Source organism: Pseudomonas sp. 67(2021), from assembly GCF_017491835.1.
Classification (GTDB): Bacteria; Pseudomonadota; Gammaproteobacteria; order Pseudomonadales; family Pseudomonadaceae; genus Aquipseudomonas; species Aquipseudomonas atacamensis.
On record NZ_JAFGYL010000031.1, the window covers coordinates 1 to 19,973 of the forward strand.

The 19,973-nt window shown below is 59.7% G+C and carries 16 protein-coding genes; 4 read left to right on the plus strand and 12 right to left on the minus strand.

Annotated features, from left to right (window positions below; all coding sequences use genetic code 11):
- The 4 genes from J5M66_RS24895 to J5M66_RS24910 all read right to left on the minus strand — a co-directional run.
- Window positions 1-2,666 (minus strand): SNF2-related protein (locus J5M66_RS24895; protein ID WP_207817508.1); only part of this gene is annotated, 2,666 nt, incomplete at its 3' end.
- A 9-nt stretch (window positions 2,667-2,675) separates the two neighbouring features.
- Window positions 2,676-3,413: an S-methyl-5'-thioinosine phosphorylase gene (locus J5M66_RS24900; RefSeq protein WP_056791517.1), complete on the minus strand. Its 738-nt coding sequence runs from the start codon at window positions 3,411-3,413 to the stop codon at window positions 2,676-2,678.
- Window positions 3,414-3,426: 13 nt separating this feature from the next.
- Window positions 3,427-4,437, minus strand: a complete 1,011-nt coding sequence (gene nagZ, locus J5M66_RS24905; RefSeq protein WP_243433058.1) for a beta-N-acetylhexosaminidase — start codon at window positions 4,435-4,437, stop codon at window positions 3,427-3,429.
- Window positions 4,438-4,595: 158 nt separating this feature from the next.
- On the minus strand, window positions 4,596-5,303 hold the full coding sequence (locus tag J5M66_RS24910) for a TetR/AcrR family transcriptional regulator (protein WP_016775489.1): 708 nt from the start codon (window positions 5,301-5,303) through the stop codon (window positions 4,596-4,598).
- Window positions 5,304-5,532: 229 nt separating this feature from the next.
- Between J5M66_RS24910 and lexA the strand changes: the two genes are divergently transcribed.
- Together lexA and sulA are read left to right on the plus strand one after the other, a co-directional pair.
- A complete protein-coding gene (gene lexA / locus J5M66_RS24915; protein WP_016775490.1) occupies window positions 5,533-6,141 on the plus strand; it encodes a transcriptional repressor LexA in 609 nt (202 codons plus the stop codon).
- 10 nt (window positions 6,142-6,151) lie between these two features.
- Entirely contained in the window at window positions 6,152-6,625 is a 474-nt protein-coding gene (sulA, locus tag J5M66_RS24920) for an SOS-induced cell division inhibitor SulA (protein ID WP_041477346.1), read from the plus strand.
- A 97-nt stretch (window positions 6,626-6,722) separates the two neighbouring features.
- Here sulA and J5M66_RS24925 read toward each other — a convergent pair whose 3' ends face one another.
- The 7 genes from J5M66_RS24925 to J5M66_RS24955 all read right to left on the minus strand — a co-directional run bounded on the left by J5M66_RS24925 (window position 6,723) and on the right by J5M66_RS24955 (window position 15,126).
- Window positions 6,723-6,956, minus strand: a complete 234-nt coding sequence (locus tag J5M66_RS24925) for a hypothetical protein (protein ID WP_003226592.1) — start codon at window positions 6,954-6,956, stop codon at window positions 6,723-6,725.
- Between the two features lie 106 nt (window positions 6,957-7,062).
- On the minus strand, window positions 7,063-7,587 hold the full coding sequence (locus J5M66_RS24930) for a DUF6586 family protein (protein ID WP_095182364.1): 525 nt from the start codon (window positions 7,585-7,587) through the stop codon (window positions 7,063-7,065).
- A 144-nt stretch (window positions 7,588-7,731) separates the two neighbouring features.
- Window positions 7,732-10,365 carry a type I DNA topoisomerase gene (topA, locus tag J5M66_RS24935; protein WP_016775493.1) on the minus strand — a complete coding sequence of 878 codons (2,634 nt, stop codon included), beginning with the start codon at window positions 10,363-10,365 and terminating at the stop codon, window positions 7,732-7,734.
- A gap of 114 nt (window positions 10,366-10,479) precedes the next feature.
- Window positions 10,480-10,716, minus strand: coding sequence for a DUF1653 domain-containing protein (locus J5M66_RS24940; RefSeq protein WP_016775494.1), 237 nt, complete (start codon window positions 10,714-10,716; stop codon window positions 10,480-10,482).
- Between the two features lie 93 nt (window positions 10,717-10,809).
- Window positions 10,810-11,985 (minus strand): acetyl-CoA C-acyltransferase FadA, encoded by a 1,176-nt coding sequence (gene fadA, locus J5M66_RS24945; RefSeq protein ID WP_016775495.1) that lies wholly within the window; start codon window positions 11,983-11,985, stop codon window positions 10,810-10,812.
- Window positions 11,986-12,014: 29 nt separating this feature from the next.
- Entirely contained in the window at window positions 12,015-14,162 is a 2,148-nt protein-coding gene (gene fadB, locus J5M66_RS24950) for a fatty acid oxidation complex subunit alpha FadB (protein WP_024013640.1), read from the minus strand.
- A 526-nt stretch (window positions 14,163-14,688) separates the two neighbouring features.
- Window positions 14,689-15,126 (minus strand): hypothetical protein, encoded by a 438-nt coding sequence (locus tag J5M66_RS24955; protein ID WP_110603450.1) that lies wholly within the window; start codon window positions 15,124-15,126, stop codon window positions 14,689-14,691.
- A gap of 103 nt (window positions 15,127-15,229) precedes the next feature.
- Between J5M66_RS24955 and J5M66_RS24960 the strand changes: the two genes are divergently transcribed.
- On the plus strand, window positions 15,230-15,667 hold the full coding sequence (locus J5M66_RS24960; RefSeq protein WP_016775498.1) for a universal stress protein: 438 nt from the start codon (window positions 15,230-15,232) through the stop codon (window positions 15,665-15,667).
- Window positions 15,668-15,859: 192 nt separating this feature from the next.
- Here J5M66_RS24960 and J5M66_RS24965 read toward each other — a convergent pair whose 3' ends face one another.
- Complete coding sequence (locus tag J5M66_RS24965) at window positions 15,860-17,782, minus strand: ATP-binding cassette domain-containing protein (protein WP_039760799.1); 1,923 nt, start codon at window positions 17,780-17,782, stop codon at window positions 15,860-15,862.
- 214 nt (window positions 17,783-17,996) lie between these two features.
- Between J5M66_RS24965 and J5M66_RS24970 the strand changes: the two genes are divergently transcribed.
- Entirely contained in the window at window positions 17,997-19,925 is a 1,929-nt protein-coding gene (locus J5M66_RS24970; protein WP_016775500.1) for a transglycosylase SLT domain-containing protein, read from the plus strand.
- Window positions 19,926-19,973: the final 48 nt, after the last annotated feature.

Here is a 19,973-nt window from a genome sequence, read left to right on the forward strand (position 1 = left end):
CGTGCCACGCCTTTGCGAGTGATCTCGTCACGGACCTTCTTGTCCATCGCCAGGCGCATGGTTTCGTACACGTCGCGCTGACCATCGCTGAGTTCGACCCAGTGGATGATCTCGGTTTTCGGCGGCAACTCGGTGGCGACCTGATCCTTCTTGCGCCGCAGCAAAAACGGCTTGATGCGCGCGGTCAGGTGCTGCATGCGCTGCACATTGCCTTGCTTTTCGATCGGCGTGCGGTAATCGCGGTTGAAGGATTTGCTGTCGCCGAGCCAGCCGGGCATGAGGAAATGGAACTGCGACCACAGCTCACCGAGGTGGTTTTCCAGCGGCGTACCGCTCAGACACAAGCGCTGACGGGCCTGCAAGTCACGGGCGGCCTGGGCGGCTTTGCTCAGCGGGTTCTTGATGTTCTGCGCCTCGTCGAGAATCAGCACGCTCCACGACTGCGGCTGCAAGATTTCCAGATCCCTGGGCAGCAATGCGTAAGTGGTCAGCACCAAGTCGTATGCGCCCAGATTGGCAAAGTCCTTTTGCCGCCCGGTGCCGTGCAGCGCCAGGACTTTCAACTGCGGCGTGAAGCGCTCGGCTTCGTCGAGCCAGTTGGGAATCAGGCTGGTGGGCATCACCGCCAGTGCCGGACAGTCCAGACGCCCGGCGTGTTTCTCCGTGAGCAGATGCGCCAGGGTCTGCAGGGTTTTACCCAGGCCCATGTCATCGCCCAGAATGCCGCCGACCTCCAGCTCGCGCAGGGTCTGCATCCAGTTCAGGCCTTCGAGCTGATACGGACGCAGCTGCGCGTTGAGGCCGTCCGGCGCAGCAACCTGGGCGTGACTGGAATTCTGCAGACGCTTGGCAAAAGTGCGCAGACGTTCTCCGCCCTGCCAATCCAGCGGCACGCCATCGAGCATACTCAGGCGCGCGGCGTCTGGAGCGGTCAAGCGCAGCGCATCACCCTGATGGCCGCCCAGGTACAACTCGCCCAGCGTCGCCATCAGCGGTTTGACCCGACTCAGCGGCAACGCGACTTTGGCGCCCGCCGGTTCGCCAAAACCGCTGGGCTTGAGCTCGATCAGGAGTTTTTCATCATCGCTGCGCTGCGCCAGATTGACCGGGTCGAGCAAGCGCGGCTGGGTTCGCAACAGGTGCAGAAGGATCGGCAGCAAGCTGTAACGTTCGCCGTTGACGACGATACCCAACTGCAGATCAAACCACTGATGCGTGGCCTCTTCTTCGACCTCGGCGTACCACTGTTCAACCGGTTGTACATCGAAATGGAAACCGGGACTGATCTCGATTTTCCAGTCTGCGGCGCGCAGTGTGGCCAGCCCTTCGTGCATGAACCCGAGCCAGGCGGAATCATCCGGCAAGGTAAACATCTCGCCAGGACGATCCATTGCACTCTTGCGCGTGGCTTTCTTGAAGCCATGTTTTTGCAGGTTCTGGCGCAGCTTCTTTTCCAGCGCCGGTTGACGCTTAATGCGCTGGGTTTCGCTGCCGTTGAGGATCATCACTTCCGGGTTGCGATCCACCGCCGGATGACCGTTGTAGGTAAACAGCAGAGCGGCGCGGTGCTCCAGCACATATTCCCAGCGCGAGCGTTCTCGGCCGCTGACCAGGGTCAGTTGCGGCTGCGGCAGCACGTCATCGATGATCCGTTCGGTGAGTTTGTGCGGTGGCGCAATTTGGGTCGCCGCGCTCATGCGATGGCTGAACTGCATGGCCTGACGCGCCGGAATATCTGGCGCCTGGGTCAAATGACAGGCGAGTTTTTCTTCCAGCTCAGTGAACAGCGGGCCAACCTGGCGCTGCTCGCGATCAAGATAATAAAGCGGCTCCAGCGCCAGCACGGTTTCCTGCGCGGCTTCGGCACTGCTCCATTGCGCGCGGAATCCGCCATCGGCCTGCTCAGCCCAAGAGAACTGACCCACGCGTTTCGCCCCCGGTGTCAGCGCTCGCAGGTCTTCGAAGTCGAGGAACAGCCGCGAGGTGCGCAGGAGCATTTCCAGCAGTTCGGCGCCACTGCTGCCTTCCAGCGGATAGCCGCTGTAATAGGCGTGATGGGAATGCATGGCGACCAACAGCCGGGCGATGCGCAGATCCAGCTCGGACAGGTAGCCGGGCTGGCGCATGAGCATTTCCGCGAGCGAGTACATCGGTTTGACTTCGCGTAACTCGCCGCTCTTGAGCTGGTAGACCTTGAAAATATCCAGCAGCCACTTGCCGTTCGCAGACGTCGGCTTGAGCTTGTAAAACAGACGCGTACCTGCGGTTTGCGCACTTTCTTCAGCGGGCTTGGCCGGCACGGGAATTGTCGAAAGCCAATGCTCCAGCGCTCGTCCCAACGGGGTCTGCGCGTCACTTCCAGACGCATCCTCGCCAGTGCCCAGCAGGTGATAGAGCACCGCTGCGCTGTGCTTGCAGTCGATTGCAACAGGACAGCTGCACAGGCAACGCAGGTTTACCGACCCCAGCCGATCTTCGGACAGGTAAATGCTTTGCGCATACGTCTGGGGGTGAGAACCGACGCAGAACGCCTCAATCTTCCTGTCATCGATCTCGAGGATCTCGACCCGGTCATCGGCGGCATAAGCCCGGGCCTTGGCCAACGCCTTGCTACTGAATGCGTGGGTCCATGTCAGCCCTTTAAGCCGCTCGATGAAAATGCTCATGGACAGTCCTTAGCTGGCCAGCACCCGGGCCAGCGTCGATTTCACCTTGCCCATGCCATCGTGCAGGGCCTGCTCGATTTCAGCCATGGTGATGACTTCGGTGGTTTTGCCGGCTGCCGGATTCACCACCAGCGCCAGACAGGCGTAATCCAGATCCAGCTCGCGGGCCAGCGCCGCTTCCGGCATGCCGGTCATGCCGACGATGTCGCAGCCGTCACGCTCCAGTCGCACGATCTCGGCGACCGTTTCCAGACGCGGACCCTGGGTGCAGGCGTACACGCCTTGATCGCTGTATTCGCAGCCTTCGGCGGCGACCGCGGCAATCAGTTGCTGACGCAACGGCTCGCTGTAGGGAAAGCTGAAATCGATGTGGGTGACGTGTTCCAGATCATCGGCGAAATAGGTGTGCTCGCGCCCACTGGTGTAGTCGACGATCTGGTGCGGCACGCAGAAATGCCCGGTGCCCATGGCCGGATGAATCCCGCCCACTGCATTCACGGCGATGATCGCTTCGGCACCCGCCTGCTTCAGCGCCCACAGATTGGCGCGGTAGTTGACCTTGTGCGGCGGGAAACGATGCGGGTGACCGTGACGGGCGAGGAACAGCACTTCCTTGCCGGCGTACTCACCAATCTGCACCTCGGCCGAAGGCGCGCCGTACGGGGTGTCGACTGCCAGCGACTGGCGAATGATCAGGCCTTCGAGCTGAGTCAGGCCAGTGCCACCGATGATTGCGTAAACGGTCATAACGAAAAAATCCTTACTCGATCAGTTGAGCGTCTTTGAGCGCGCCGAGGGCGGTGAGCCAACGCGGGTCCTGACGATAATCGGTGCTGGCGAAGGCCTGCCCGCGCATCTTCGCGATGCGCGCGGAAGGCTTGACCTTCATACGCTGGGCGGCACTCAACGCCAGCTCGGCTGCCGCGCGGTCGTTGCACACCAGACCCATGTCGCAACCAGCACTCAGCGCGGCTTCGATGCGGCTGGCAGCGTCGCCGACCACGTGGGCGCCGGCCATCGACAGATCATCGCTGAAGATCACGCCATCGAACTGCAATTCGCCGCGCAGGATCTCCTGCAGCCAGCGTCGGGAGAAACCGGCGGGCTGCGAGTCGACTTGCGGATAAATGACGTGGGCCGGCATGACGGCGGCCAACTGCTTGCTCAAACGGGCGAAGGGCACCAGATCATTGGCGCGGATTTCGTCGAGACTGCGCTCGTCGTTCGGGATCGCCACGTGGGAGTCTGCTTCGGCCCAGCCGTGGCCCGGGAAATGTTTGCCAGTGGCGGCCATGCCGGCGCTGTTCATGCCGCGAATGAATGCACCGGCGAGCAAGGCTGCGCGCTCGGGATCGCCTTCGAAGGAACGGGTACCGACCACAGCGCTGCGCTGATAGTCCAGGTCCAATACAGGGGCGAAACTCAGATCGAGCCCGACCGCCAGCACTTCGGTGGCCATGATCCAGCCGCATTGCTTGGCGAGATACTCTGCATTCGGGTTATCGGCGATGGCGCGCATCGCTGGTAGACGGACGAAACCCTGACGCAGGCGCTGCACGCGCCCGCCCTCTTGATCCACCGCCAGCAGCAGATCCGGGCGAATCGCGCGGATCGCGGCGCTCAGTTCGCGTACCTGGCGTGGATGCTCGATGTTGCGGGCGAAAATGATCAGGCCGCCCACTTCGGGCTGACGCAACAATTGGCGATCTTCGGCCGTCAGCCAGGTACCGGCGACGTCCACCATCAACGAGCCTTGCAGGCCAGCAGTCATAGAGATTCCTTGAAAACGAAAAACCCGATCTGCTCGCATTCGCTACCGTGGGCATTGCCCGGACGGTCAGCAGAATTCATGCAGATCGGAATCAGTACGAGAGTCGGCATGGCCGGCTAGCTTAGCGGATACCAGCTGCCGCGCCCACCCGTGCGCGGTCAAACCTTGGCGGCGACCGGCATGGATTTGCTGCGCGGACGCAATTGCGCGCTGGCCATGGCTGTATCGGTGACGCCGGTTTCGGCGCGCATGCCGGCAGCGAGGAACGGCACCATCAGGCGCATCACTTGTTCGATGGAGGTATTGACGCCGAAATCGGTCTCGGCAATTGCGCGCAAGGCCTTGATCCCGGACATGCTGAACGCAGCGGCGCCAAGCATGAAGTGCACGCGCCAGAACAGTTCGATCGGCGGAATGCGTGGCGCCGCTTCATTGACCAGCAGCATGTAGCGGCGAAACACCTTGCCGTACATGTCTTCCAGATAACGCCGCAAGTGGCCCTGGCTCTGGCTGAACGCGAGGCCGAGCAAGCGCATGAAGATCGACAGATCGTTACCGCTGCGGGGCTGCACGACGAGCGCCTGCTCGACGAGAATTTCTAGCAACTCCTCGAGGGTCGGCTTGTTCTCAGGCTTGGCCTGACGGCGCTCCAGCTCTTTATCGAGGCTCACGCAGAACGGACCGAGAAAGCGCGAGAATACCGCCTGGATCAGCGCCTTTTTCGAGCCGAAGTGATAATTCACCGCAGCCAGATTGACGCCAGCCTTGCTGGTGATCAAACGCAATGAGGTTTCAGCGAATCCTTTCTCCGCGAACAACTGCTCGGCAGCATCAAGAATGCGTTCAACGGTTTCCGACTGGGCCATGGCTACTCCGCCTGACAAACACTTGTTTGAAACATACGTTTCAGCCTGTGCCTTGTCAAGCCTGCCGGTTCGTTTTGGGAATGGTCGGTCAGCTATTTAACCACACAAGGCGCCAGCATTAATAAGTGCCCTGCGCGACCGCTCGGCGGGCGGCAAAAAAACGCCCATTGCCAAGACCGCTTCACTGTATATAATCCCAGTCACTGTATAAAAAGACAGAGCGATCAATATGCTAAAGCTGACGCCACGCCAAGCCGAGATTCTGGCCTTTATCAAACGTTGCCTCGAAGACAACGGCTATCCGCCCACCCGTGCAGAAATCGCTCAGGAACTGGGTTTCAAATCGCCCAACGCGGCGGAAGAACATCTCAAGGCCCTCGCCCGCAAAGGCGCGATCGAGATGACCCCAGGCGCTTCCCGCGGCATCCGTATTCCCGGCTTCGAAGCCAAGGCCGACGACTCCACCCTGCCGATCATTGGCCGAGTGGCTGCCGGCGCGCCGATCCTCGCCCAGCAGCACATCGAAGAATCCTGCAACATCAACCCGACCTTCTTCCATCCTCGCGCCGACTACCTATTGCGTGTGCACGGCATGAGCATGAAGGATATCGGCATCTTCGACGGCGACCTGCTGGCAGTACATACCACCCGCGAAGCGCGTAACGGCCAGGTTGTGGTTGCGCGTATCGGCGACGAAGTGACGGTCAAACGCTTCAAGCGTGAAGGCAGCAAAGTCTGGCTGATCGCTGAAAATCCCGAGTTCGCCCCTATCGAAGTCGACCTGAAAGATCAGGAACTGGTGATCGAAGGCTTGAGTGTCGGCGTCATTCGCCGCTAAAGGAGGCTCCATGCAGTTCCCACACACACCTCAGCAAACACAACTGCCTTTGTTTGAAGCGTTTCTGGCGCAGCCGATAGCGCCGATCCTCAAAGACGTGGTCGAGCGTGACTGGAATGCCAAACCTGACGCCTTCAGTGAGCTATCACTGCGCGGTGCGGCCGGGAACTGCCTGAACCTGCTCGCCCCGATCCTGCGTGAGCTCAGCGAGGATCAGGATGCTCGCTGGCTGACGCTAATCGCCCCACCCGCCAGCCTGACACAAACCTGGCTGCGCGATGCCGGCCTGAACCGCGAACGCATCCTGCTGCTGCAACCGCGTGGCACGCAGAGCGCTCAGCAACTGGCGTGCGAAGCGTTGCGACTGGGTCGCAGCCACACCGTGGTGACCTGGCTGAACCCGTTGAATGCCAATTCGAGGCAACAACTGATCAGCGCCGCGCGTACGGGCGAAGCTCAGAGCCTGAACATTCGTTTGGGTTGATTGATTGGTAATGCGCGCTGTGTGAAGCGCAGGGCTTCTCCAAGGACAGAGAAGCCGATCTGAAGCGCAAGCGACCGAGCAAAGGCCAAAGCGTGAATCAATGAAGAACCCGCGGCCCCTCTTCCTTATCAAACTCGCCTTCAACCATACGACCCGCCATCTGCACGCCAACGCTCAACATCGCTTTGGCGATTTCAACGTGCTGGCCCTGCAGGAACGCTTTGGCATCCTCGGAGAAATCCAGCGTCACCAGAGAACCTTCGTCCTCAGCCCTGCGCAGTTCGATTCGGCCGTCTGGTAACTCGACAATTTCTAGAAAGGACGTTGGCATATAGGTCTGTTCTCCACGAAAGGCAGCGATTATATAGACATCATTCGAGCTTCGCTCAGGATCTTGACCAGCAGCATGTTTCAGATTGCCACTGCGCCAAACTACCTCAGCACTCGTTCAAGCCTTCCCGGAAACGCAGGGCCAGGCCCTTGAGGTTCTGCCGCCAGCTCTCCAGCTCATCTCGACTGAGCTCTTCTGGCGCCTCTTCTTCATCAAGATTAATCGCTTGAATCAGCGGCTGCGTCACGTCGCCTTTCGGCTTGCGTGGCGCCCTCGGTGGCTGAAACAGTGCTGCGTGCGCTGCCAGCAGTTTCGCCAGCCAGGTTTCCGGATTGCCGGCCAGCTCGACCATTTCCGCCAGCTCCGGGATCGCTATCGATTCCAGCACTTCGCGCCTCAGCAACTCCTCTGCCCTCGGCGAATTGGCCTGCGGCAGACGATAAAAGCCAGCGATCTCATGACACAAGCCCAGCAGTGCGCCGTAGAGGTGAAACAGCGCCGACTCACGCCCGGCCTGGATCAGCGCCAGAGAATTCATCGCCCGCCCCTCTTCAGCACGAGCCAGAGCTTCGAGTGACAGGCCGGCGAAATAGATCTTCTGGTTGGTGCGGGTATAGAGTTCGTGGGCCATGACGGCAGCCTCCACAACGAAATAATTGCTTCACACAGGCCCGGCAGTGTCATGGATCAGCCGATGCCAGCGCAAGCACAAAACAAAAAGGCCGCATGAAACCCCGAAGGGTTCATGCGGCCTTTTTGCTGTTCAGACTAGCGCTTACTCAGCCTTGGCCTTTGCGCTGCGCTTGTCTTCAACAGTCCACTTGCCACCGTCGTAATACGCTTTCCAGCCTGTCGGCTTGCCGTCGACCTCGGTCTGTACGTATTGCTCCTTGGTCTTGCGGCTGTAGCGGATGACCGCTGGCAGACCGTCAGGATCCTTTTGCGGAGCCTCGCACAGGAAGTGGTACTTCGGATCGATCTCGTCCTTGTGCGGCAGAATCTCGATCACCAACGGAGCGCGGGTCTCGCGGTTTTTCGGGAACTGACTGGCGGCCAGGAACAGACCGGACGCACCATCGCGCAGGATATAGGTGTCGTTGACCTTTTCGCATTTCAGCTCAGGCATCTTCACCGGATCCATCTTCGGCGGCGCCGCGTCACCGCTCTTCAGCAGCTTGCGGGTGTTCTTGCACTCCGGGTTGGTGCAACCGAAGAACTTGCCGAAACGGCCGGTCTTGAGCTGCATCTCACTGCCGCACTTATCGCATTCCAGACTCGGACCTTCATAGCCCTTGATGCGATAGCTGCCTTCTTCAATTTCGTAACCGGCGCAATCCGGGTTGTTGCCGCAGATGTGCAGCTTGCGCTTTTCGTCCAGCAGGTAGGCGTCCATCGCCGTGCTGCAGATCGGGCAGCGATGCTTGCCACGCAGTACCAGCGATTCCGATTCGCCCTCGTCGTCTGCGGCGATTTCATCGCCCGGCACCAGGTTGACGGTAGCCTTGCAGCGTTCTTTCGGCGGCAGGCTGTAGCCCGAGCAGCCGAGGAACACGCCAGTCGATGCGGTACGAATCTGCATCGGACGACCGCAGGTGGTGCACGGAATGTCAGTCATGACCGGCTGGTTGGCGCGCATGCCGCTGTCCGGGTTTTCCGCTACTTCGAGCTTCTTCTTGAAGTCGCCGTAGAACTCGTCCAGCACATTTTTCCAGTCGCGCTCGCCCTGCGCCACGTCATCGAGGTTCTCTTCCATGCCGGCGGTGAAGCCGTAGTCCATGAGATTGGAGAAGCTCTCGGACAGACGCTCGGTGACGATGTCGCCCATCTTTTCCGAGTAGAAACGACGGTTGTGCAGGGTCACATAACCGCGATCCTGAATGGTCGAAATGATCGCAGCGTAGGTCGAAGGACGACCGATGCCGCGCTTTTCCATCTCCTTGACCAGACTGGCCTCGGAGTAACGCGCCGGTGGTTTGGTGAAATGCTGCGACGGATCGAGCTTGATCAGCTTCATCACATCGCCCTGGGCCATGTCCGGCAGCACGTCATCATCGCCAGGCTTGGCAATCTGCGGCATCACCCGGGTGTAACCGTCGAACTTGAGGATACGGCCCTTGGCGCGCAGCTCGAAGTCGCCAGCGCCGACGCTGACGGTGGTCGACAGGTACTGCGCCGGCAGCATCTGGCAGGCGAGGAATTGGCGCCAGATCAGCTCGTACAGACGCTCGGCATCACGCTCCATGCCCGCCAGCTTGCTTGGCGTAGTGTTGGCGTCGGACGGACGAATCGCTTCGTGAGCCTCTTGCGCGCCTTCCTTGCTGCTGTAGACGTTCGGCGTTTCCGGCAGGTACTTCTTGCCGAACTCGTCTTCGATGTAAGTGCGCGCCATCGCCACGGCGTCGGCCGAGAGATTGGTCGAGTCGGTACGCATGTAAGTGATGTAGCCGGCTTCGTACAGACGCTGGGCCATCATCATGGTTTTCTTCACGCCGAAACCAAGGCGGTTGCTCGCAGCCTGCTGCAAGGTCGACGTGATGAACGGCGCCGACGGCTTGCTGCTGGTCGGTTTGTCTTCGCGCTTGACGATGCTGTAGCTGGAGGACTTGAGCTTTTCCAACGCAGCCATGGCCTGGGCTTCGTTCAGCGGCTTGAAGGCTTCGCCTTTTTCGCGAGCCACTTCGAAACGCACGGTCGAGCCTTTGGCAGTGCCGAGATCGGCATGCACTTCCCAGTATTCTTCGGGATTGAACGCACGGATTTCGCGCTCACGCTCGACCACCAGTTTCACGGCAACCGATTGCACGCGACCGGCGGACAGACCACGGGCGATCTTGGCCCACAGCAGCGGCGAGACCATGTAGCCGACGACGCGGTCGAGGAAACGACGCGCCTGCTGGGCGTTGACACGATCAATGTCCAGCTCGCCCGGCTCGGAGAAGGCTTCCTGAATCGCCTTCTTGGTGATTTCGTTGAACACCACACGCTTGTAACGGCTGTCATCACCACCGATGGCTTCGCGCAGGTGCCAGGCAATGGCTTCCCCCTCGCGATCCAAGTCGGTTGCGAGATAGATGGTGTCAGCATCCTTGGCGAGCCGGCGCAGCTCTTCGATGACCTTCTCTTTGCCGGGAAGGATCTCGTACTGGGCTTTCCAGCCGTGCTCGGGATCGACGCCCATGCGCGAGACCAGCTGCTTGCGCGCTTTCTCTTTCGGCGAGAGCACCGGACCTTCGCCCGCAGCAGCCTTGCCGCGCTTGGCTGCTGGCTCTTTGCTGGCGCTAGCCGAACCGCTGGTGGGCAGGTCTCGGATATGGCCGATACTCGACTTCACCACGTATTGGTTACCCAGATACTTGTTGATGGTCTTGGCCTTAGCCGGGGATTCCACAATGACCAGCGATTTGCCCATGGATCAGAAAATTCCTGAATTCTAGAAGTGAAAGGCGGTTGGCGCCTGACGCGGCACCGCTATATATAGTTGATACAAGGTGAGGTCAAGCGCAGGGTTGTCTGCGCAGTCGCCTCATGCCTTGTCAAAAAGGCTCGGTTCAGCTTGCACCAAAGCAAAGCGCGGCACCTGCTCGCCGTCAACCTCGACCGACTCGACGAACATGCTCAACGGGCGCACCCAAAAGCCGTAATCGCCATACAGGGCTTGGTAAAAGACTACTTCTTCTTCGGTTTCGGAATGCCGCGCAACACTGAATACACGGTATTGCGGACCTTTGTAATGTTGGTAGAGCCCAGGTTGTATCGGCATGCTTCGGCCCTCACTGAAATCTTTTCAAAAATAAATAAAAAACCCAAAAACAAAAACCGGGGCACTGGGCCCCGGCTTCCATCGACGAGACGCTTAAACGCGTTCGAAGACGGTGGAGATGCCTTGGCCGAGACCAATGCACATAGTGGCCACCCCGAAGGTGCCGCTATTCTGCTTCATCACGTTCAACAGGGTGCCGGAAATACGTGCACCGGAGCAACCGAACGGGTGACCCAGGGCGATCGCGCCGCCGTGCAGGTTAACCTTCTCGTTCATCTTGTCGAGCACTTTCAGATCTTTCAGCACTGGCAAGGCCTGTGCAGCGAAAGCTTCGTTGAGCTCGAAGAAGTCGATATCGTTGATGCCAAGGCCTGCGCGCTTCAGGGCTTTCTGTGTTGCCGGCACTGGACCATAGCCCATGATTGCCGGATCCACACCTGCCACTGCCATCGAACGGATCACCGCCATAGGCTGGATACCCAGGTCCTGGGCACGCTGCGCCGACATCACGATCATGCAAGAAGCACCGTCAGTGATCTGCGACGAAGTACCGGCAGTCACGGTGCCGCCCTTCGGGTTGAAGGCCGGCTTGAGCGCCGCCAGACTTTCCAGGGTGGTTTCCGGACGAATGGTTTCGTCGTAGTCGTACAGTTTCAGGAAACCGTTCTCGTCGTAACCCTGCATCGGGATGATTTCGTCCTTGAACTTGCCTTCCACGGTTGCCTTGTGGGCCAACTGGTGGGAACGCACGCCAAAGGCATCCTGTTGCTCACGAGTGATGCCGTGCATCTTGCCAAGCATTTCAGCTGTCAGCCCCATCATGCCCGAGGCTTTCGCCGCGTACAGCGACATGTGCGGGTTCGGATCGACACCGTGCATCATGCTCACGTGACCCATGTGCTCGACGCCGCCGACCACGAACACGTCACCGTTGCCGGTCATGATCGCTTGCGCAGCGGTGTGCAGCGCGCTCATCGACGAACCGCACAGGCGACTGACGGTCTGGCCAGCAGAAGTGTGCGGGATCTGGGTCATCAGCGACGCCATGCGCGCGATGTTCCAGCCCTGCTCCAGGGTCTGGTTGACGCAGCCCCAGATCACGTCCTCGACTTCCGCCGGGTCGACCTTGCTGTTGCGTTCCAGCAGTTTGCTGATCAGGTGCGCCGACATGTCTTCGGCGCGGGTGTTGCGGTGCATGCCGCCCTTGGAGCGGCCCATCGGAGTACGACCGAAGTCGACAATCACGACGTCTCTAGGATTCAAGCTCATAAGTTCACTCTCACTCTAGTTGGGGGCGCTTAACCGAAGAAGCTCTGGCCGTTCTTGGCCATTTCGCGCAGCTTCGCGGTCGGGTGGTACAGCGCGCCCAAATCAGCGTACTGGTCAGCCAGGGCAACGAACTCGGCAACACCGATCGAATCGATGTAGCGCAGCGCACCGCCACGGAATGGAGGGAAACCGATACCGTAAACCAGACCCATGTCGGCTTCGGCGGCGGTTTCAACGATGCCGTCTTCCAGGCAACGCACGGTTTCCAGGCACAGCGGGATCATCATCCAGTTGATGATGTCTTCGTCAGTGACTTCGCGCTGCTCGTAAACGATCGGCTTGAGCACTTCGAGTACCGACGGATCGGCGACTTTCTTCTGCTTGCCTTTCTTGTCGGCCTCGTAGGCGTAGAAGCCCTTGCCGTTCTTCTGGCCCAGGCGTTTGGCTTCGTACAGCACGTCGATGGCCGAACGACGGTCATCCTTCATGCGATCCGGGAAACCTTCAGCCATGACGTCGCGACCGTGGTGACCGGTGTCGATGCCGACCACGTCCATCAGGTACGCAGGACCCATCGGCCAGCCGAATTTTTCCATGACTTTGTCGATACGGACGAAGTCGACACCGGCGCTGACCAACTTGGCGAAACCGCCGAAGTACGGGAACAGCACGCGGTTGACCAAAAAGCCCGGGCAGTCGTTGACGACGATCGGGTTCTTGCCCATTTTCTTCGCGTAGGCAACTGTGGTGGCGATCGCCAGTTCGCTGGACTTCTCGCCACGGATCACTTCCACCAGCGGCATCATGTGCACTGGGTTGAAGAAGTGCATGCCGACAAAGTTTTCCGGACGCTTGAGCGCCTTGGCCAGCAGGCTGATGGAAATGGTCGAGGTGTTGGACGCGAGGATAGTGTCCTCTTTGACCTTGTCTTCGACTTCAGCCAGCACCGCTTGCTTGACCTTCGGGTTCTCGACCACAGCTTCGACGACCAGATCGACGTGACCGAAGTCGCCGTACGACAGGGTCGGACGAATGCCGTTGAGCACTTCAGCCATCTTCGCAGCGGTCATGCGACCCTTGTCAACGCGGCCGACCAGCAGCTTGGCGGCTTCGGCCAGACCCTGCTCGATACCGTGCTCGTTGATGTCCTTCATCAGAATCGGCGTGCCTTTGGAGGCCGACTGATAGGCGATACCGCCACCCATGATGCCGGCGCCCAGTACGGCAGCCTGCTTCACGTCTTTGGCGATTTCGTCGTAGGCCTTGGCCTTTTTCTTCAGTTCCTGATCGTTCAGGAACAGGCCGATCAGGCTCTGCGCAGCAGAGGTCTTGGCCAGTTTGACGAAGCCTGCGGCTTCCACTTCCAGCGCTTTGTCGCGACCGAAGTTCGCGGCTTTCTGGATGGTCTTGATCGCCTCAACCGGCGCCGGGTAGTTCGGGCCGGCCTGGCCAGCCACGAAACCTTTGGCGGTTTCGAAAGCCATCATTTGCTCAATGGCGTTCAACTTGAGTTTTTCAAGTTTCGGTTGACGCTTGGCCTTGTAATCGAACTCGCCGGAGATGGCGCGCTTGATCAGCTCAAGGGCAGCTTCCTGCAGCTTCTCTGGAGCAACCACGGCGTCGACGGCGCTGACTTTCAGGGCGTCTTCAGGACGGTTTTCCTTGCCGGCGGCAATCCACTCGATGGCATTGTCGACACCGATCAGACGCGGCAGACGCACAGTACCGCCGAAGCCCGGGTAGATGCCCAGTTTGACTTCCGGCAGACCGATCTTGGCCTTGGTGGACATGACGCGATAGTCAGCCGCCAGGCACATTTCCAGACCGCCACCGAGGGCGATGCCGTTGATGGCCGCGACGGTTGGCACGTTGAGGTCTTCGAAATCGCTGAAGATCTTGTTGGCTTCGAGATTGCCAGCAACCAGCTCGGCATCCGGCAGCTTGAAGTTGTCGACAAATTCGGTGATGTCGGCGCCGACGATGAACACGTCCTTGCCGCTGCTGACGATCACGCCCTTGATCGAAGCATCTGCCTTGATGGTGTCTACGGCCTGACGCAGTTCGTTCAGGGTTAGACGGTTGAACTTGTTGACGGACTCACCCTTGAGGTCGAATTTCAATTCGACGATGCCACTTTCAAGAGCTTTAACCGTGATGGCTTTACCTTCGTAAATCATCAACTGATCTCCACGATATGGAAGCTGAACAGTACACGTCGGACGCAGGCTTATGGCTCAGAAGGACGCTTTGCTCGTCGATACTGACACCGTCCGCCTGGCACACCCGCCAACGCGATAGTCGGGATTCTGTAGGAGCAGTCTGTAAGACAAACGCTCAATTCATACGCCCGTTTGATTCGGGTACGTCACCTTCACGGAATTTCTGACAATTGTCAATCGCCCTAAATTCGGGCTGAAATGCGACTTTGCAGTCATTTCTGCACCATGATGAGCAGCAACACCCGTCTCGATGTTGAGCCATTCATAGAATCAATAGTTAGAAAAGTCGCCCTAATTTCCGCCGAGCCCTGTTCAGAAGGCTACGCTGGGGGGACTGCGAGGAAATTTGCCGGGGCGATCGAAGCGCCTGCCGCAAAAAAAGATTACCGGCCTGCCTGGCCAACCCGCCCGACGAATCATGTCGGGCTTTTTATTGCGCGTCTGCCAGACCTTCCACACCGTTGCAGTGAGAAAAGTCGCCGTTTCACGCCAGCGCTTTCAGCGTCGCGTCGATATCCTGCAGAACCGTCGCCTCGCCCTTCTCGCCCCAGTACAAGGCGATCATCTGCTTGTCCGCTTCGATCTTGAAAACATTCCCCGGCAATTTTTCGAAATAATCGAGCAGGGTCCGGTCATCGCAGACTTCTTGCCATTGATTGACCCACACGCCCGGGGTTTTCTGCCAGTAGGTCCAGCACGCCGGTTGACTGCCACGCCGCGGCCGGTGGAACTGGGCGCAGGGATTCGGCGGCTCCGGCAGCAGCCAGTGCGGCCACTCCTGCGGCGCCAGCTGCATCGCCAGGCCGATGCGTCGCGCCTCCATGCGCAGGGCCATGCGCCCGCTCTGCGTGCGCGATGGGCGCAACCATGCCAGTGGACTTAAAACTACCAGCAGGATTGACACCACCAGCCAGACCGTCATATCTGTACTCCCGATTTTTGATGAGCCCATTGTGTCACTTGCGAACCAATGCGCTTGAAACCAGCCATACTTACCAATATCGAACCCTCAGGAGGAGCACCTCATGCCCTACCACCACATACTGGTCGCCGTAGATCTGACCGAAGAGTGCGACCCTGTGATCCACCGCGCCCGCGAGCTGTCGGTGAGCAACGCTGCCAAGTTATCGCTGGTGCATATCGTTGAACCTATGGCCATGGCCTTCGGTGGCGACGTGCCGATGGACCTGTCACAACTGCAACAACAGCAGTTCGATCAGGCCAAGGAGCGTCTTGAAAAACTCAAATCGAAATATCCAGAGCTCGAAGGCGCCAATTGCCATCTGACCTACGGCCAGCCACGCCAGGAAATCCATCATTTCGCCAAGGAACAAGCGTGCGATCTGATCGTGGTCGGAAGCCATGGCCGTCATGGCTTGGCACTGCTGCTCGGCTCGACCGCGAATGACGTGCTGCACGGCGCACCTTGCGATGTACTGGCGGTGCACCTGGTCAAACGTTGATCTGTCTTGCTCTTTGTGGGAGCGAGCCTGCTCGCGAATACGTCGGCACATTCAATATGAGTGCTGCCTGACACACCGCTTTCGCGAGCAGGCTCGCTCCCACAGGTGACCTGCTCCCGCCTGTAGATCGCGTTACATATGAAAAGCCCGGCGCTCATCACTGAGCGCCGGGCTTTTTTACATCAGGAACAATCAGGCATCCAGCTCGGCCCAACGCTCCACCAACGCATCCAGCTCGGCCTGTAATTGCTCCAGCGAAGCAATCACTTTGGCCGTTTCCGCCGGCGGACGCTGGTAGAAACCGGCTTCAGCCATTTCCGCTTCAACCGCGGCGATCTGCTGCTCCTTGGCGTCGATGTCGCCCGGCAAGGCTTCCAGCTCGCGCTGCAGCTTGTAGCTCAGTTTCTTCTTGGCAACCGGAGCAGCAGCGGCAGGCGCAGCCACCGGTGCCGGCTCAGCGGTAACCACCGCCGAGTTCAGGTCAGCCTTGCCCGACTTGCTTTCAGTCACGCCCAACAGACGCGGCGAGCCGCCCTGACGGATCCAGTCCTGATAGCCGCCGACATATTCACGAACCTTGCCTTCACCTTCGAAGACCAGGGTGCTGGTCACCACGTTATCGAGGAATGCCCGGTCGTGGCTGACCATCAGCACGGTGCCGTTGAAGGTCAGCAGCACTTCTTCGAGCAGCTCGAGGGTTTCCACATCGAGGTCGTTGGTCGGTTCGTCGAGTACCAGCAGGTTCGCCGGTTTGCTGAACAGCTTCGCCAGCAACAGACGCGCACGCTCGCCACCGGACAACGCCTTGACCGGCGTCCTCGCACGCTGCGGGCTGAACAGGAAGTCGCCGAGATAGCTCAGCACGTGACGGCTCTGCCCGTCGATGTCGATGAAGTCGCGACCTTCGGCGACGTTGTCGATCACGGTTTTTTCCAGATCCAGCTGATGGCGCAACTGGTCAAAGTAGGCGACGTCAATCCGGGTGCCCTCTTCCACTTTACCGCTGGTCGGTTGCAGACCGCTGAGCATCAGTTTCAACAGGGTGGTCTTGCCGGTACCGTTGGCGCCGAGCAGACCGATACGGTCGCCGCGCTGCAGGACCATGGAGAAATCCTTGATCAGGAACGGCCCGCCCGGGTGCGCGAAGCTCACGTTCTCGAGCACCATCACCTGCTTGCCGGATTTGTCCGCGGTTTCCAGCTGGATGTTGGCCTTGCCGGTACGCTCGCGACGCTCACTGCGCTCAACGCGCAGGGCTTTGAGGGCGCGTACGCGACCTTCGTTACGAGTGCGGCGGGCCTTGATACCCTGACGGATCCACACCTCTTCCTGAGCCAGACGCTTGTCGAACAGCGCGTTGGCGGTTTCTTCAGCGGCCAGCGCGGCCTCTTTGTGCACCAGGAAACTGGCGTAGTCGCCGTTCCAGTCAATCAGCCCACCGCGATCCAGTTCGAGGATGCGCGTGGCGAGGTTTTGCAGGAAGGAACGGTCGTGCGTGATGAACAGCACGGCGCCCTGGAAATCTTTCAGCGCCTCTTCGAGCCAGGCAATCGCACCGATGTCCAGGTGGTTGGTCGGTTCGTCGAGCAGCAGCAGGTCCGGTTCGGACACCAGCGCCTGCGCCAGCAGCACGCGACGACGCCAGCCGCCGGAGAGTTCGGCGAGAGTCTTGTCGGCCGGCAGTTGCAGGCGGCTGAGGGTGCTGTCGACCAGCGTCTGCAAGCGCCAGCCGTCACGGGCTTCGAGGTCGTGCTGAACGTGCATCAGCTTGTCCAGATCGGCGTCGGTGACGATGTTCTGGCTCAGGTGATGGTATTCGGCGAGCAAGGCGCCAACACCGTCGAGGCCTTCAGCCACCACGTCGAATACCGTCCGATCGTCGGCAACCGGCAATTCTTGCGGCAATTCGCCGATTTTCAGACCGGGGGCACGCCACACCGAGCCGTCATCGGGCTTCTGGTCGCCCTTGACCAGTTTCATCATGCTGGACTTGCCAGTGCCATTGCGGCCGATGATGCACACCCGCTCACCACGGGCGATCTGCCAGGACACCTTGTCCAACAACGGCATAGCGCCGAACGCAAGGGACACATCGCTGAATTTGAGCAGGGTCATGAGCTTCTCCAAAAACCGGGCGCGCATTCTACCTGACTTGAGGCTTCAGCAGGCCGGCAATTTGTCTGTCGAAGCACTCTGCACAACATTTGTTGCGAACTTGTGCAGCGAGGCTCGCAAAGCTTTCGCCGCTTGCTGGCAAAAGGCTAAGCTACAGTCAATTCAGTGCGGATTTCGATCAGCACTTGTCATGATTTCTCTGCCCGGATGTCTCATGCGCAGTCGCCTTTTCAGTGTTTTGTCCTGCTTGTTTCTTACCGCCACTGCCGCTCAATCCGTCCAGGCGGTGGACCTGTCCACCCAACGCCAGTATTACGATGAAGCCAAGCGCGCCTTGGCCAAGGGTGATACCGGCCCGTATTTCCGTTACAGCCAGGCTCTGGCCGATTATCCGCTGGAACCGTATCTGGCCTACGACGAACTGACCGCGCGCCTGAAGACGGCGAGCAACGCCGAGATCGAAAAATTCCTCGCCGAACACGGTGATTTGCCGCAGGCCAATTGGATGAAACTGCGCTGGTTGCGCTGGCTCGCCGACCGTGGCGACTGGGCGACCTTCGTCAAGTATTACGATCCGAAGCTGAATTTCACCGAACTGGACTGCCTCAACGCGCAGTACCAGATCAGCCACGACAAGAAAGCCGAAGGATATGCCAGTGCGGAAAAACTCTGGCTGACCGGCAAATCGCAACCGGCCGCCTGTGACGCGCTGTTCGGCATCTGGGCTGCCGACGGCCAGCTTACCGAGCAGAAACGCTGGGAGCGCACCAAACTTGCCGCGCAGGCCCGCAACTATCCGCTGGCCAACAGCCTGATCAACGGCCTCACCACCCTCGCCCCGCGCGGTCGCTTGCTGGTCGACGTGGCGCAGAAACCCGAACTGCTCAACCAGCCGTCGCGCTTCACGCCGGCCGACGAGCCGATGTCAGACGTCGTCAGCCTCGGCCTGCGCCGCCTCGCTCGGCAGGATCCGGACAAGGCCATGGCTTTGCTCGACGGTTACGCCAGCAGCATGCATTTCTCTCGTGATGAGAAAGTCGCGATTGCTCGCGAGATCGGCCTGACCCTTGCGCGCCGCTTCGACAGCCGCGCGCTGGATGTCATGACCAAATACGATCCGGAGCTGCGCGACAACACCGTCTCGGAATGGCGCCTGCGCCTGCTGCTGCGTCTGGCACGCTGGAACGATGCCTACGAATTGACCAAACGTCTGCCGCAAGACCTGGCCACCACCAACCGTTGGCGCTACTGGCAGGCGCGCAGCCTGGAACTGGCCGAGCCACAAAACCCGCAAGCGCTGACCCTGTACAAGAATCTGGCGCGGGAACGAGACTTCTACGGCTTCCTCGCCGCAGACCGTTCACAATCGCCTTACTCGCTGAACAACAAACCGCTGGTGCTCAGCCAGGCGCTGATCAACAAGGTCCGCAACACCCCCGGCGTACGTCGCGCGCTGGAGTTTCATGCACGTGGGCAGATCGTCGACGGGCGTCGCGAGTGGTATCACGTCAGCCGTCATTTCAACCGCGATGAAATGGTCGCCCAGGCCAAACTGGCCTACGACCTGAAATGGTACTTCCCGGCGATTCGCACCATCAGTCAGGCGCAATACTGGGACGATCTGGACATCCGCTTCCCGATGGCGCACCGCGATACCCTCGTGCGTGAAGCCAAGGTGCGCGGCCTGCATTCGAGCTGGGTGTTCGCCATCACCCGCCAGGAAAGCGCCTTCATGGACGACGCGCGCTCCGGCGTCGGCGCCAGCGGCCTGATGCAATTGATGCCCGGCACGGCCAAGGAAACCGCGCGCAAGTTCAGCATTCCATTGGCCTCACCGCAGCAAGTGCTCGATCCGGATAAGAACATTCAGCTCGGCGCCGCTTACCTCAGCCAGGTGCACAGCCAGTTCAACGGCAACCGCGTGCTCGCCTCCGCCGCTTACAACGCCGGGCCAGGCCGCGTGCGTCAGTGGCTGCGCGGCGCTGATCACCTGAGTTTCGACGTCTGGGTGGAAAGCATCCCTTTCGACGAAACCCGTCAATACGTGCAGAACGTGTTGTCCTACTCGGTGATCTACGGGCAAAAGCTCAACTCGCCGCAACCGCTGGTGGATTGGCATGAGCGGTATTTTGATGATCAATGAGCAGGCAGCGACCGCTGGATAATGAAAAATGCCCGTATCGTGAGATAC